15 protein-coding genes are annotated in these 13,220 nt (G+C 69.0%); 6 read left to right on the top strand and 9 right to left on the bottom strand.

From position 1 onward, the window contains the following. Positions 1–106 precede the first annotated feature (106 nt). The 8 genes from B9S57_RS08700 to B9S57_RS08665 all read right to left on the bottom strand — a co-directional run bounded on the left by B9S57_RS08700 (position 107) and on the right by B9S57_RS08665 (position 6,668). Complete coding sequence (locus B9S57_RS08700; RefSeq protein WP_103514956.1) at positions 107–1,879, bottom strand: relaxase/mobilization nuclease domain-containing protein; 1,773 nt, start codon at positions 1,877–1,879, stop codon at positions 107–109. Continuing rightward, on the bottom strand, positions 1,879–2,544 hold the full coding sequence (gene mobC / locus B9S57_RS08695; protein WP_103514955.1) for a plasmid mobilization relaxosome protein MobC: 666 nt from the start codon (positions 2,542–2,544) through the stop codon (positions 1,879–1,881). The genes B9S57_RS08700 and mobC overlap by 1 nt, the downstream gene beginning before the upstream one ends. Continuing rightward, positions 2,541–2,765: a hypothetical protein gene (locus B9S57_RS08690; protein WP_003972986.1), complete on the bottom strand. Its 225-nt coding sequence runs from the start codon at positions 2,763–2,765 to the stop codon at positions 2,541–2,543. The genes mobC and B9S57_RS08690 overlap by 4 nt, the downstream gene beginning before the upstream one ends. A gap of 102 nt (positions 2,766–2,867) precedes the next feature. Beyond that, positions 2,868–3,935: a DUF2637 domain-containing protein gene (locus B9S57_RS08685; RefSeq protein WP_103514954.1), complete on the bottom strand. Its 1,068-nt coding sequence runs from the start codon at positions 3,933–3,935 to the stop codon at positions 2,868–2,870. Further along, complete coding sequence (locus B9S57_RS35285) at positions 3,932–4,498, bottom strand: WhiB family transcriptional regulator (RefSeq protein WP_103514953.1); 567 nt, start codon at positions 4,496–4,498, stop codon at positions 3,932–3,934. Before B9S57_RS35285 ends, B9S57_RS08685 begins: the two co-directional genes overlap by 4 nt. A gap of 118 nt (positions 4,499–4,616) precedes the next feature. Then, positions 4,617–5,321 carry an ATP-binding protein gene (locus B9S57_RS08675; protein ID WP_103514952.1) on the bottom strand — a complete coding sequence of 235 codons (705 nt, stop codon included), beginning with the start codon at positions 5,319–5,321 and terminating at the stop codon, positions 4,617–4,619. After that, on the bottom strand, positions 5,321–6,340 hold the full coding sequence (locus B9S57_RS08670) for a hypothetical protein (RefSeq protein WP_103514951.1): 1,020 nt from the start codon (positions 6,338–6,340) through the stop codon (positions 5,321–5,323). The genes B9S57_RS08675 and B9S57_RS08670 overlap by 1 nt, the downstream gene beginning before the upstream one ends. Before the next feature lies 1 nt (position 6,341). After that, complete coding sequence (locus B9S57_RS08665) at positions 6,342–6,668, bottom strand: transcriptional regulator (protein WP_103514950.1); 327 nt, start codon at positions 6,666–6,668, stop codon at positions 6,342–6,344. Positions 6,669–7,108: 440 nt separating this feature from the next. On the opposite strand from B9S57_RS08665, the gene B9S57_RS08660 reads away from it, so the two are divergent. Further along, positions 7,109–7,555 carry a Secondary metabolite protein gene (locus B9S57_RS08660; RefSeq protein WP_103514949.1) on the top strand — a complete coding sequence of 149 codons (447 nt, stop codon included), beginning with the start codon at positions 7,109–7,111 and terminating at the stop codon, positions 7,553–7,555. A 42-nt stretch (positions 7,556–7,597) separates the two neighbouring features. On the opposite strand, the gene B9S57_RS08655 is transcribed toward B9S57_RS08660, so the two are convergent. Next, entirely contained in the window at positions 7,598–8,440 is an 843-nt protein-coding gene (locus tag B9S57_RS08655; RefSeq protein WP_103514948.1) for a helix-turn-helix domain-containing protein, read from the bottom strand. A gap of 341 nt (positions 8,441–8,781) precedes the next feature. On the opposite strand from B9S57_RS08655, the gene B9S57_RS08650 reads away from it, so the two are divergent. From B9S57_RS08650 to B9S57_RS08630, 5 genes are all read left to right on the top strand, one after another. After that, on the top strand, positions 8,782–9,324 hold the full coding sequence (locus B9S57_RS08650) for a regulator component (RefSeq protein WP_173476387.1): 543 nt from the start codon (positions 8,782–8,784) through the stop codon (positions 9,322–9,324). Positions 9,325–9,344: 20 nt separating this feature from the next. Then, entirely contained in the window at positions 9,345–10,487 is a 1,143-nt protein-coding gene (locus B9S57_RS08645) for an MAB_1171c family putative transporter (protein ID WP_258036295.1), read from the top strand. 19 nt (positions 10,488–10,506) lie between these two features. Next, positions 10,507–11,685: a cytochrome P450 gene (locus B9S57_RS08640; RefSeq protein WP_103514947.1), complete on the top strand. Its 1,179-nt coding sequence runs from the start codon at positions 10,507–10,509 to the stop codon at positions 11,683–11,685. Positions 11,686–11,891: 206 nt separating this feature from the next. After that, positions 11,892–12,722 carry an IS5 family transposase gene (locus B9S57_RS08635; protein WP_103514946.1) on the top strand — a complete coding sequence of 277 codons (831 nt, stop codon included), beginning with the start codon at positions 11,892–11,894 and terminating at the stop codon, positions 12,720–12,722. Then, complete coding sequence (locus B9S57_RS08630) at positions 12,719–13,141, top strand: hypothetical protein (RefSeq protein ID WP_103514945.1); 423 nt, start codon at positions 12,719–12,721, stop codon at positions 13,139–13,141. Before B9S57_RS08635 ends, B9S57_RS08630 begins: the two co-directional genes overlap by 4 nt. The last annotated feature ends 79 nt before the right edge of the window (positions 13,142–13,220 follow it).

Below are 13,220 nucleotides of genomic sequence, written 5' to 3'. Positions count from 1 at the left end.
CTCCCGGTTGTCGGTCCTGTCTTCATCCGTAACAGCCGGTGGAACCGGCTGTCCATACATTTCGCGGCGTCCGCTCGGTCGATGGTCGGCTACCGGTTCGACCTGGTCAGCGACGTGGCGAGCGGCGGTTGGGGTCTTGAACAGTCCCGAGCGGTGCGGCTGCCGTCGCGTTCCGTTCGCTGGTGCGGCTGCTCGGCGTGGTGGCCTGGCGGGTGGCGGCCTGCGACCGACGGGCACCTTCGCCCGGATGTGCCGGGAGCTGGGCGATGCGCCGCAGGCGCCAGACCAGGACGTCGTTCACGTCATCGGCGCTGTCGAGTTCGCGCATGTCGATGGCCTGGCGCAGGAGGGCTTCGGAGTCGTGGCCTGCCCGCTCGGCCTGGGCGAGGGTGGCGATCAAGGCGTCGGTCCTCGCTTCCATGCCCTCTGCCTGCACGACCTTCTCCGGCAGGACGGCGCGAAGGCTGGCTTCGTGCGTGCGGCGCTGGGCTTCTGGAAGGGCCCGACCTTGGTCGTGCAGCACTCGCATAGGGGTGGCAGCGGCCTGCCGGTAGGCGGTGCGCAGGTACACGGCTGCTTGTCGGGAGGCGTGGGCCTGCTGGGCGTGTCCGCGCGCGGAGTGCCAGCGGGCGGCGGCGAGGGTGACCAGGACGAGGGTGGAGACGAGCATGGCGGTGGTGCCGCCGTCCTCGCCTCGGCCGAGCGCTCCGCCGGCCTGGACAATGCCCCGGGCGGCTGAGCGGAGAGCCCTGGTGTCGGCGCGTTCTGCGCGGACATGACTGCGGGTCGCCCGCTCGAAGGCGCGAGCTGCGGCGGCCAGCTCGGCGCGGGTGGTGGCCGGTGAGGTCTGGGCCACCGCGTCGAGGAGTTCTCCGACGCCGACGAGCTGGGCGGCGGCCTCGCCGTCCTCGTCGCGTTCCAGGAGCGTGGCCGAGCGCTCGGCGATGACGACTGCGTTGCGTCGTTGCCGGGCGGGCGGTGACCAGTACGTCCGGTCAGCGGTGACCGCGGGCGCGCTCGGCTCGGCGGCCCCGTCGGTGAGGCGTAGGCGGATCTTCGGAAGGGAAAGGTCGGGGGCCAGTTTGGAGCCGGGGTACCAGACCGGGTCTCCGTCGCGGTTGCGGTCGCCGGGCAGGGCCACGTTGTAGCCGAGCGCGTCACCGGACGGAGCGTGCCGCAGCTTCACCCGCACCCCCGCCTCTCGGAGCCGCGTGAAGAACTCCTCTTCCGAATCCGCTCCCGCCACGGCTCGACGAACGGCCTCACGGAGCGTCTCGCGCGAGGTCTCCGGGCGGCCGGTGCGCTCGGCCTTGAACTTCTCGGCGCTGCTGGGATTCTTCGCTGCGGTTCCGTCGCCGGCGTTCAGGCGCCGCAGGCCCATCTCCTTCTCGATGCGGCGGCATTCGGCCTGGGCCTTGTTGAAGTCGTAGTTCAGGCGCGGGTTGCGCAGGTCGCCGCGTACGAGGGTGGCGACGATGTGGATGTGGTCCTCCGCGTGGCGGACGGCGATCCACCGGCAGCCGTCGGGGTCTCCGGCCGGGGCGATGCCGGTGGCGTGGACGATGCGCTGGGCGACGGCGTTCCACTCCTCGTCGTCCAGCCGCCGGTCCCCGGGGGCGGTACGGACCGAACAGTGCCAGACGTGCTTGGCGGGCGCGCGGTCGCCGGCCTGCTTGACCCGCAGGTCCAGGGCGGCGGTGAGCCGGGCGAGGGTGACCTTCGGGTCGGGGTCGAGGCCGGTGTCGCGGCCGGGGTCAGGGGCGAAGCCGTCCCAGGAGCCGACGAGGTGCGCGTCGGTGTGCTCCTCGCGCCGTCCGGGGCCGTACAGGTAGACGAGGAGGCCGTGGGTGCGGGAGCCGCGTCCGATGTCGGGAACCATCACAGCCGCCGGGTCACCAGGTCGTTCGCCGCGTCATCGACGCGGGCGAGAAGTCCGGTCAGCGTGCCCAGCGCGTGTTCGAGTTCACTGGCGCGCGGCTGGCCACCGCTGTTGAGGACGAAGGCGATCTGGTTGATGTTGTTGCCGATCCGGGCCAGCGCGGTGCGTAGAGCGGCGAGTTCGTCGATCGCGGTGTCGAGCTGGTCGTTGCTGTGCACGGCGGCGCGTCCGCGGGCGGCGCTCAGGCTGGCGGTGGCGAGGAAGCGGGCGACGGTGACGCCGCGCTGGGTGGCGGCGTCGGTGATCTCGGCTTTCTCGGTGTCGGAGAGGCGGGTGGTCGTCTTGCGGGCGCGCTCGCTCGGGTTGCGGCTACGGCGGCGCGGGGTGCGGTCGGGGAAGGCGGTCGTGCTCAGGCTCGGCTGCTCGCGGTCGGCAGGGTCATCTGCTTCTCCCCCGGTGACCAGCGCTCCCTGGTGCCGGTCGCCCGGCTGGTCCCCGTGCGCCCTCGCTCGGGGGCCAGCCGGGCTTCCCCCGCCCTCCTGGGCGGGGGCAAGTGCGTACGACGGACCGTAGGACCGTCGTACGCGATAGCTTGCTCCGCCAGGAGCCGTGGTGGGGTCACGCTGCTGTCCAGCGGGGGTGGCCACCGGGTCGTTGGTGTTCACCGGCTCGTCTCCGGGTCCTGCTGCTGGATTTCGCGGACGAGTTCCTCGATCCAGTCCATGGCCAGGACGGGGTGGTGCAGGGTCCAGGGCCGGTCGTGCTGCTCGCGTTGCACGATCCAGGTGGTGTCGGGGCCGGACTGGGCGCGGTGGAGGTGTCCGTGCTGGTGCAGGACGGTCAGCCAGGAGTCGACTTCGGCAGGCGTGGCCGGGTGAGTACGCATCGGGTGCTCTCCGCTTCTGCTGTGGCGGGGTGTCTCGGAGACATACAGAGCGGGTGACCAGCCGTGGTGACCGGCTTGGTCACCCGCTCCGTAGAGGTTCGGTCAGGGCCGGGAGGAGGTGACCGGCTGGCGATGCTGCTCGCGCAGCTGGGCCATCAGCGCGGTCAGGGTGTCGCTGGACAGCGGGATCTGCTGACCTCGGATCGCCTGGGCGACCACCTTGCGGGTCAGTTTGTCCTCGGCCCTGACCGCCGACCGGGCGATCTTCAGCAGCTCCTCGGTGTCCGGGTCAGGACGCCGGTCACCAGTCGGCCGAGCGGCCCGGTCAGTGACCGGCGGCGAGGTGACCGGCGGGGCACTGACCACCGCCGGGCTGCCCTGGCCACCACCGACCGGGGCCGCACTGTCGGGGCGGTCAGCGACCGTCCGCCCCTTGTCCGCCTGTCCCGGCAGGTCAGGGGCACCGTGGCTCCGGTTGCGGTGGTCGGTGACCGACTGGCCGCTGGTGGCCGGGGTCGAGTCTCCGGTCACTGACCGGGTGGCGGTTTCCTCGTCGGTCGGGGACAGCGGCAGCCGATCGGTCAGCGCGGTGACCGACTGACCGGACTTGACCTGACCGGCCGCTGACCGCCGCTGACCGGCTCGGTCGGTCCGGGTGACCTCGCTGGCGTCGCCCCGATCGGTCTGACCGAGGTGACCGGGCTGACCGAGGTTCTGCCGGTCAGTGTCCTTGACCGGGCCCCGGGCGATGAGGATGTAGAGGTGGACCGCTCCGGCCAGTGCGAGCGGGGCGATGGTGGAGAGCACCGCGACCACCGCGTCACCGAGCCGGAGGCCGGTGCCGGCGACCGCGTCCTGGTTGATGCGCACCGCGTGAAGTGCGTTGGCCCAGATGCTGGCCGCGGTGGCCGTGCCGAAGAGTGTCCAGACGTAGAGCCGGGCGCGCAGGGGTGCGTTGCGCAGGACCAGGAGGGCTCGGATGCCGTAGGCGATAAACCCGTCGATCACCAGGGGGAACAGATAGGTAAGGAAGCCTCGGATGTGGATGGCGACGGCCATCTGCTGCAGGGCGTCGTACGACAGCGCGCATCCCGCGCCCCCGAGGGCTACGACAGCCGCGCGGTCCCACCCGGATATGTGCGCCGTCTTCGACGCGCTTGCGATGTTCATGCCGCCGTCCCGAAGTCGTCGCGGATCAGACGCTCGCCGCTGGTCTCGGGGGATGTGGTGTTCGTGGCGGGCTGGTTCAGGGTTCGGTTGCGCTCGGCCCGGCGGATCTCGCGGTATCGCTTTTTGGCGTGCTCCTCGGTGACCTTCAGAAGCCAGGCCAGGCGCTGCTCGCTCACCCCGTGGCGGTAGGCCGCGTACTCGACCGCGCGGCGCTCCGTACGGGTGAGGTGCACGTCGCGCCCGGCGATGGTGGCATTGACGCGGCTGTAGTCGAGGCGGCTGGCGAGCTTGTCGTGCAGCGGCCCGCGCTCCTCTTCCGTAAGGCCGCCACGGATCCCGTCGGTGTCACCCCCTTCGAGAGCGGCGTCCAGGCAGGTTCGGCGGACCGGGCACTGGCCGCACAGGGCCTTGGCGGTGGCGATCTTGGTGGTCTCGTCGGGTTCGGGGAAGAAGACTTCGGGGTCCACCGGCTTGTACTCGGTGCTCTGGCAGACGGCGTCGGCCTGCCAGGTCTGGTCGCCGAGCTGACGGTGGTGAACGGGGCCGTTCATCGTGCTGGTCATGCGGGGTGCTCCGATCGCTCTCCGCGCGCAGGGGCGTCGGCGGAGAGGTGCGCTGGCGGTAGGTGCCCGGGGGGACGGCGCTGCGAGGACGTGGTCCGGCGGGGTGGCCTGTGGAGGGTCAGGCGGCGGCGCTGTGGCGTCTGCGGTCGACGGCCTCGAACTCGACTCGGGTGGTCATCTGCGCGAGCCTGCTGGCGACTCGGTCCCCCAGGTAGGAACGCAGGTCCTTGATCGCCAGGTTGGTCGTGATCAGCGTGGGGAGTTCGTAGTTGTACCGCCGGTTGATCAGCCGGTACGTGATCTCCTCGACCCACTCGCTCGCCTTGGCCGCGCCGAGGTCGTCGATGATCAGCAGCGGGCACCGGCTGACGGCCGCCAGCTCCCGCTCACTGTCCACCCCGGGCCGGGGGCGGAGATCGGCGTAGAGGTCGGCGGCGGTGGTCGCCCGCCAGCGCGCGCCGACCCCGCTCTGCACCAGCGCTCGGACCGCGCCATACGCCTGGTGCGTCTTGCCCGCGCCGACGACCCCGGCCATCAGCAAGCTAGGTCCGGTGGTGACCTGTCGTCGGGCTCCACGGCTGGGGGCGACGGCCGCGTCGGTGACCTTCCGCACCCACTCCAGGACCGTGGGGTGGTCGGCGACAGCCGCTTGATAGCGCGGGGGCATCCCGGCGAGCAGAGCGTCCAGCGGCGAGAAGGGCTCGGCGTCGTCCGGCAGCGCGGCGTCGGCCGGGACGATGTTGCGGGCGGCCAGGATCCGGGCCATGCGCTCCAGCGTGGATTCGTTGCCGAGGAGCTGCGGTTCGCGGTGACGGGTGTGCATCACAGCTCCTCGGCGTAGGCGGCAGAAGCGTTGGCCGGGTTGGTCCACGCCTGGTGGGCGGGCACGTTAGGCCGGATTCCCGGCCGCGCCAAACCGTCGGGGCGAGCGTTCATCGCCTCGTTGACCATGCTGGTCAGCACGCTCGGGTGCTTGGGGTTGGCCGTGAAGTTCGCCAGCCCGGCTCGGATGTGCGCCGGTGCGATGCCCTCGTCCAGGAGCTTCTTGATGATCCGTCCGAGGTGCCCGATCACGTCGCTCGGGGGGCGCTGGTCGCACCCGGCGACGTACTCCCCGACGAGGTCCTTGGCGGAGATGCCGGCTACGGGCGCTGTGTGCCCCGTAGGGACAAGAGATCCAGGATCCAAGATCCTAGATCCAGGCGCCGAGCCTTCGGGGAGGCTTCGGGGAAGGTTCGAGGAGTCCTCGAGGAATGCCTCCTGACCTCGGGTTTCCGATCGGGAGCCGCCAGGGACGTCGACCAGGTGATCGGTGGCTTCCTGCCGGTCGGCCGGGGACACAATCGCGTGCCCGGAAGACGTCGAGGTGGCCTGGGCGGGCAGATCGAAGGGTCGGGGAGCGTTTGGCGAGGTCTCGGCGAGCCCTCCGGGAGTGGTGGGCGAGCCCTCGGTCTGCTTGGTGCAGTTGCCCTTGCAGGGACCGCACCGGTCGGCAGTCTGGTGCTGCGGGCAGGAGGGCAGGCGGGACTGGCTCGGCTTGTCGATCTTCTGGTGCTCGGACCAGGTCACGATGTGGAGGTAGCGGCGGCCGTCGCAGCCGGTGTACCGGCAGATCAGGCCGGCGCTCGCGAGCTGGTGGAGATCGTCCTCGACGTGGACCGAGGTGTGCTCGGCGCGCAGGGGCCACAGGAGCCCAGCGATGATCGCGGCGTTGTCGCGGTGCCGTCCGTGGTCGTCGGCCTGCGTGAGGAGGCCGAAGAAGGTCCGCTCGGCCTCGACGCTCACTTCGGCGAGCGACTCGGAGAAGAACGCCTCCGGCTTGATGGTGCGTATCCGGGCCATGTCAGCGGCTCCGACCGACAGCGGCCAGGTCGCTGCAGGTGAGGGCGGCGCGTTGGATGTCGAAGGTGTGCGGCCGGGTCCAGTCCGCCTCCGGCCAGACCCGCAGGATCCAGCGCGCAGCGACCGTCGCCGTCGTCCGGCTCACCTCCAGGACTTTCCCGCCCTCGTCCCGGATAGCGGCACGCGGGTGGGGCCATGCCCGGCTCGGGTCGGTGAGGCTGACTCGGATCGTGACCGCGCCCGGGATCATCTCTGCGAGCTGAGCAGCGAGACGGTGCTGTCGTTCGGTATCCGGGCAGGCCGGGTTGACGCTCGGCGTGGCGAGCATGTGATACTCCGTTGTTCGTAGGAACGCGGTGCGGCGGTTCTCGTGCAAAAGCCCCGCCGCCCGCGAGATGTGGATCGGTACCCCTCGGGGTGTCGGCCCGGTGCTCGGGAGTTGGTAGCTCCCGGGCGCCGGTCTCATCCACCCCTGCGCACCCTGCGGTCGTCATGACCCGCGCGTGCTCGTCTCCTTCCCCTCCCGGCTGTTCCGTCAGCCAGTGATCTCCGCCTGTGGGCACCAGGACCATATGGCGACCCTCGGCCCAAGTCCAGCTTCCATAGACCTGCCCCCACCAGCAGCGGAACACTGCAATGGATGTTTCCGATGAACAACGTACATTGCAGTTACGTCATATCGTCAACTGCAATGGCGAGACACTGGACCTGGCCAACCATGATCACCACTGAGGTGGATATGATGGCCTCCATGACGGAGATCTGGAGATGACCGAATCGCGCGAGCGCACCTTCTCGGAGTTGCTCGACTACCTGTTCCGAGAGGTACACCCGAAGGGCCGCGGCTCTTACACCTACGCGGAGGTCTCGCAGGGCATCCGTGACACCTCCGGCGTCACCATCTCCGCAAGCGCCATCCAGCAGCTCCGCACCGGCACCAACTCGAACCCGAAGATGCAGACCATCCGAGCATTGGCCGGCTTCTTCGGCGTGAACCCGGGCTATTTCTTCGACGAGGAGGAGGCGGAGCGCCAGCGTGCCGAGATCCAGCTGGTCGCCGCCATGCGCGACCAGGAGGTGCGCCGGGTCGCCCTGCGCGCGAACGGTCTCAGCGCTTCGAGCCTGAGCATGGTGAACACCGTGATCGACCAGGCCCGACGACTGGAAGGAATGCCCGACGAGGCGGAAGCGTCGGGACTGCTCGACGACAAGTAAGGACTTGGCCGCACACAGAGCAGCGCGCACCGCTCCCGTCGATCACGTCTCGGCAGGTTCAGAGTCGGCTTCCATCAGCACGATCACCCGGAGACGGTCGCTACGCATGGGCCGCAGGGCCATGATCCGCACGCCGACTTCTCGGCCTCGATGGTGGGGAAGTCGAAGCCTGCGCAGGGCTCCGTCGGCGTGTTCGACCACCTCGCGGCGGTCCCACATCTGCCGTGCGGCCGGGGAACTCGTGAGGATGTCGCGCTCCAGCTGCTGCAGCGCTTCGTGGCCCGGATGGCGGGCGCGCTCGTAGCGAATCTGGCCGAGGTAGGAGCGAGCCCAGTCCTGCTCCCAGTTCACGAGCTGCTCGTGGGCCTCCGGACTCAGAAACGCCCACCGCATCTGATTGGCCTGGTGAGCCGCCCACGGAAACCAGTCCAGCAGCGGCTCGTTGTAGCCGATCACGTTCCAGGCGAGGTCCGTCACGAAGGCGGGATCGGGGGCCTGGCCGTCCAGGAACCGCTGCAGCACCTCGTCCATCTCCGCCGCCGCATCGGCCTCCGGAACCGCGGCGACCACCGGCGGATGGCCCACCGCCATCAGGTACAGGGCATCGCGCTCAGCGCGACTCAGCCCCAGCACCGACGAGAGTCGATCGAGAAAGTCAGCGGAGTACTTGGCTTCCATGCCCCGCTCCAGCGACCCGTACCAGCGTTCACTCACCCCGGTCAGCCGAGCCACGTCACGCTGCGTCAGCCCCTTCGCCCTACGGCTCGGAGAGGTCAGCCCGGGGATCTCATCGGGATTCACCCGCCGCCGCCACGATTGCAGCAGCTCAGGCAGCGACTCGCCGCCACCTTCGCCACCCGCGAACCGCCCGCCCCGCACGTCCATAAGGGCGAGCCTAAGATGCGCTCACTGGGTGACATGCACCATAGGGCGCCCAACCTCCCATCCGGTCGATCATGGTTCAGTCATTCAGCGTAGTCAGACATAACGGATAATCAAGTAATCAACTACTCAGAGTGCGAACCGCCTCGCGCCCGAATCACCGGCCCCCTGCGTTTCCGGCAAACGGTGAGGAGGTGCGACCGGGAAGGCTCACCCCCTCCGCCAATCACCATGCGTAATCGGAACTGCCACTTCCAGGAAGAGTGAGTTCCTGCCTTCTCTTGGCATCCTCGGGCTTCCGTCACCCACAAGTTGACGCACCGCCGAGGCCGAAGGGGAGCACCGTGTCCTTGCCAGAAGTCGACACGCGTCGACTGCGCGCATCGTGCGAAGAGCAGATCGACCTCCTACGTCTGCCGCACCGATTCACCACCCGCCAGTTGAGCGAGGCCATAGCCGAGCTTCGCGGGAAGCCCATCGTCCTGCAGCCGCTGAGCACGCTCGGCGCGGTCGAAGCGCCGTGCGGAATGAGAATCGAGACCCCGGACGCCGATCTCCTCTTCTACGAGGAGGGCACGTCCGTCCACCACCAGCGGCACATCCTCACGCACGAGCTGTGCCACGTGTACTGCGACCATCCGGGAAGCCTGGAGGTCAACGCGGACACGGCCCGCTCCCTGGGGGTCAACCCGACGCTGGTGATGCGTATGTCCGGGCGGACGAGTTACTCGACTGCTGATGAGCGCGAGGCGGAGATGATGGCGACGGTCGTCCGCCAACGCATCTACCGCGAACGCGAGGCCCCTCCGCACCGCCCCGAGAGGGGCCCGGACAGCTGGGAAGCTCTCTTCGCCCAGCCCATCAGGAGAGGTCGCCTCCGCGCATGACGAACGCTGTCTTCCTCGGGATGGCGTTGCTGCTCGCGTCCATAGCCGGCTACTGGGTGCTCGGACGCGGAACGCCCCGGCCGACCGGTACGTCGGCCATGGGCGCGCTTCTCGGCTCCTTCGCCATGGCCTTCGCCTCCTATGCGCCGCTGTTCAGGAACGTCGCGGAGTCGATCGTGCCGCACGTCGGCCGACTGCTGAGTAACTGCGCTTCTCTGGGTGCCGCCACAGCGGTCCTGGCCGTTTCCTTCCAGCTCAACCTCGAACCCTACGAGGCGCGGCGGCGCATCAGGGTCCGTCTCGCCCTGCTCACCGCGTCGGTCGTCGCCATGACCGCGCTGTTCGCCTATGAGCAGCTGACAGATCGTTCTCCGCAGGTTTACGCGCTCTATCTACTCCCCTACATTTCCTTCCTCGGGTTCTCCGTGGTCGACTTCCTGATGCAGGCCGTACGCCAGTCGAAAGCAACTCGGCGCGACAGCATCCGGGTCGGGTTGCGGGTGGCGGCGGCAGGCTGCGTGTTCGCTCTCGTCTACGTCGTCTACAAGCTGACGCGCATCGTCGGCCTTGGTCTGGGACTGGGCGACGAAACGCACGCGCAATGCTCATCGCTCGTGACCTCGACGTGCGCCTTCAGCGTCACCTCCCCGGCAATCGCCGTCCTACTGATCTGCCTCGGCCTCACGTGGCCTGCTGTCCTCTACCCGATCAACCAAGCCCGCCGTCGTCGCTGGGAAACCCGGTCCTTCGAGTCGCTCCGCCCCCTTTGGCAGGACCTGGCAGCCGAGATGCCGCAGATCGTCCTGTCGTCGGCCGAGGACGTCGAAGGCAGCTCCGCCGACTCCGACTTCCGGCTGCAGCGGCGCGTCATCGAGATCAGCGACGGCATCCTCGCCCTCCGGCCGTACCGGTCGCGCAGGGTGCAGGAGAGCGCGGCGTCGAACTTCCGCACCACTACCGAGCAGAGCGCCGCCGCCGTGGAGGCGGCTGTCGTACGAGCTGCACTGGCGGACTCGAAGGCCGGCCGGTACGCGGACGAAGTCGCACCTCCGTCGGTAGACGCCGCCGCCCGCGAGGATCTTCTTGCCGACACACAGTGGCTCCTCCTGGTGGCCGACGCCTACGCCCGCGTCGGGCGTGTCGGCGACGACGGCCGGCCATGAACGATTGGAACCTGAAGACATGACCGACCCGACTCAGGACCCCCGCTTCCTCCAGGACCCATATCCCACTTACGCGGCCTTGCGCTCGGCATGCCCCGTACAAGCCGTAGCCGGTGGATCCGGCGGGCGCCTCAGCTACCTGGTCACCGGATACGCCGAAGCCCGGGAAGCGCTCGCCGACGCCCGGCTCTCGAAGGACACCGCCGCGTTCTTCGCGGGCAAGGAATCAAAGCGGCGCCTCCACCCCGCAGTGGCACACAACATGCTCTCGAGCGACCCGCCCGAGCACACCCGGCTGCGCAAGCTGGTCACCAAGGCGTTCACGACCGGGGCGGTCGCGGAACTGCGCCCGTTCATCGCCAGGGTCACCGACGACCTGCTGGACCAGTGGCCTGTCGGTGAGCCCCTCGACTTCATGACCGGCTTGGCCGTCCCGCTACCCGTCATCGTGATCTGCGAACTGCTCGGAGTACCGGAGGAAGACCGGCCCAACATCCGGCGCTGGTCCGGCGAACTGTTCGCGGCGGGACAGCCTGGCGTCATCGACGCGGCCTCGCACTCCCTGGCCGACTACATGACAGAGCTCATCGCCGCCAAGCGCCGACACCCCGGCAACTCGCTCCTCGACCGCCTGATCTCGGCTCGCGACGGCCACGACCGGCTCAGTGAGGAGGAACTGGTCTCCCTCGCGGTGCTCCTACTCGTGGCAGGTCACGAGACCACCACCAACTTCCTCGGCAACGCGACCCTCTCCCTGCTCCAGCACCCGGCCGAACTCGACCGCCTCCGCCAGAACCCAAACGACATCCCTGCGGTGCTGGACGAACTACTTCGATTCGACTCCCCCGTCAGCACGGCCACCTTCCGGTACACCACGGAGGCCATCACGCTCGGCGGCACCGACATCCCGGCAGGCGCACCGGTGCTGGTCGCCCTCGGAGCCGCCAACCGCGACCCGGAACGGTTCCCGTCACCGGACCAGCTCGATGCGAACCGGGACGCTGCCGGCCACCTCGCCTTCGGGCACGGTATCCACCGCTGCGTCGGCGCTCCCCTGGCCAAGGCCGAGGCCGAAATCGCGCTGCGCGCGGTACTGACACGGTTCCCGGGCCTCCGGCTCGCCGTACCGCCCGACCAGCTTCAGTGGCGGCACGCCCGTCTTGTACGCGGTCTGACCTCGCTTCCCGTCCTGAACTAGCTAGGACGTTTCTCTGGATCACTCCCGCAGGGGCTGGGTGTCAGTGCGGCGTGTGAGAGTGCTGGGCATGACGATGCCGGAAGGCCCTGCGCAAGTGCTGCCTGAGAGTGCGGAACGTAATCTTCTGTCCGGCTTGTGATCGCTCGATGGTGTGACGTTGGGGCATCATCGCCGGTCAGGCGTTCGGGGTTCGCTTGGGTTGTGGCATGAGCATGCGCAAGCCGTACTCGAGTGACGCTTCCGACGAGCAGTGGGCCCTGGTCGAGCCCGTGATCACAGCGTGGAAGGCCGCGCATCCGTCGGTCAGCGGCCATCGGGGCAGATACGAGATGCGGGAGATCGTGAACGCGATCCTGTACCAGAACCGCAGCGGCTGCCAGTGGGACCTGCTGCCCCACGACCTGCCGCCCGCCGGCGCGGTGAAGTACTACTTCTACAAGTGGCGCGACGATGGCACCGACCAGACCATTCATGATCTGCTGCGGTGGCAACTGCGGGAGAGGAAGCGGCGATTAGCCGACCCGAGCCTCATCGTCATGGACACCCAGAGCATCCGCGTGGCCGTCGGCGTCCCGGCCGCCACGACCGGCAAGGACGCGGCGAAACGGGTGCCGGGGCGCAAGAGATGCCTGGCCGTGGACGTACTGGGTCTCGTCGTAGAGGCTGTCGTCCTGCCTGCGTCCGCGCACGACAACGCCGCCGGAATCGCGCTGCTGGACGGCGTGGCCGCCCAGATGGTCACCGTGAAGAAGGCCCTGGTCGACCAGGGGTTCAAGAAGGCCGTCGTCGACCACGGCAAGCAGTACGGCATCGACGTCGAGATCGTTGAGCGCAACCCGGCCGACAAGGGCTTCGTCCCGCAGGCCAAGCGGTGGATCGTGGAGCAGACGAACGGAATCCTGATGTTCTCCCGCCGCCTGGTCCGTGACTACGAGCACCGGCCCGCCACCTCGCGCTCTCGCGTCTTCTGGGCGATGACCTCGGTCATGGCCCGCCGGCTCACCGGCGCCGCCCTGCCCTCCTGGAGGGCCGCATGAGCGACAACCCGCAGATCAGAGCCATCCTTGCCTACCTCGAGGCCCGGGAGACCGAACTCGGCGAGCAGGCCGGGCAGCTCCGCGCGTCCATCGAGGACCTCACCACCCGCCTCGGCGAACTCGACGCGGAAACCGAGAACCTGCGCATCACCCGCAAGACCATCCTGAACATCCCGGTACCCAAGCCCGCCGACGATTCCCCGCGGCCCGAGGCCCCGGACCACCCCGCCTACCAGCAGATCCTCGCAGCCTTCACCGACACCGGCCAGCCGATGCGGGCCCGCGACCTGTGCGAGGCACTCGACCTGCCGATCCTCCCGAAGAACACCGAAGGCATCCGGTCCAAGCTGAAACGCCTGGTCACACGGGGCATTCTCACCGAACCCGAACCCGGCCTGTTCGCTCAGCCCCGCACCTGAGTACCAGTCCGCCCCGCCGACCAGGACTCCTCACCCAACCCCAAGCACCAACCGGACATCAGGTCACGTACCGCACTCT

Source organism: Streptomyces sp. SM10 (assembly GCF_002910915.1).
Taxonomy (GTDB): Bacteria; Actinomycetota; Actinomycetes; order Streptomycetales; family Streptomycetaceae; genus Streptomyces.
This window is presented reverse-complemented; position numbering and strand designations above follow the sequence as displayed.

Coding starts and splice junctions, on each gene's coding strand:
- B9S57_RS08655 (WP_103514948.1), bottom strand. CDS start 8,440: ATGGACGTGCGGGGCGGGCGGTTCGCGGGTGGCGAAGGTGGCGGCGAG.
- B9S57_RS08645 (WP_258036295.1), top strand. CDS start 9,345: ATGGCGTTGCTGCTCGCGTCCATAGCCGGCTACTGGGTGCTCGGACGC.
- B9S57_RS08630 (WP_103514945.1), top strand. CDS start 12,719: ATGAGCGACAACCCGCAGATCAGAGCCATCCTTGCCTACCTCGAGGCC.
- B9S57_RS08640 (WP_103514947.1), top strand. CDS start 10,507: ATGACCGACCCGACTCAGGACCCCCGCTTCCTCCAGGACCCATATCCC.
- B9S57_RS08685 (WP_103514954.1), bottom strand. CDS start 3,935: ATGAACATCGCAAGCGCGTCGAAGACGGCGCACATATCCGGGTGGGAC.
- B9S57_RS08660 (WP_103514949.1), top strand. CDS start 7,109: ATGACCGAATCGCGCGAGCGCACCTTCTCGGAGTTGCTCGACTACCTG.
- B9S57_RS08670 (WP_103514951.1), bottom strand. CDS start 6,340: ATGGCCCGGATACGCACCATCAAGCCGGAGGCGTTCTTCTCCGAGTCG.
- B9S57_RS08690 (WP_003972986.1), bottom strand. CDS start 2,765: ATGCGTACTCACCCGGCCACGCCTGCCGAAGTCGACTCCTGGCTGACC.
- B9S57_RS08675 (WP_103514952.1), bottom strand. CDS start 5,321: ATGCACACCCGTCACCGCGAACCGCAGCTCCTCGGCAACGAATCCACG.
- B9S57_RS08700 (WP_103514956.1), bottom strand. CDS start 1,879: ATGGTTCCCGACATCGGACGCGGCTCCCGCACCCACGGCCTCCTCGTC.
- B9S57_RS35285 (WP_103514953.1), bottom strand. CDS start 4,498: ATGACCAGCACGATGAACGGCCCCGTTCACCACCGTCAGCTCGGCGAC.
- B9S57_RS08665 (WP_103514950.1), bottom strand. CDS start 6,668: ATGCTCGCCACGCCGAGCGTCAACCCGGCCTGCCCGGATACCGAACGA.
- B9S57_RS08635 (WP_103514946.1), top strand. CDS start 11,892: ATGAGCATGCGCAAGCCGTACTCGAGTGACGCTTCCGACGAGCAGTGG.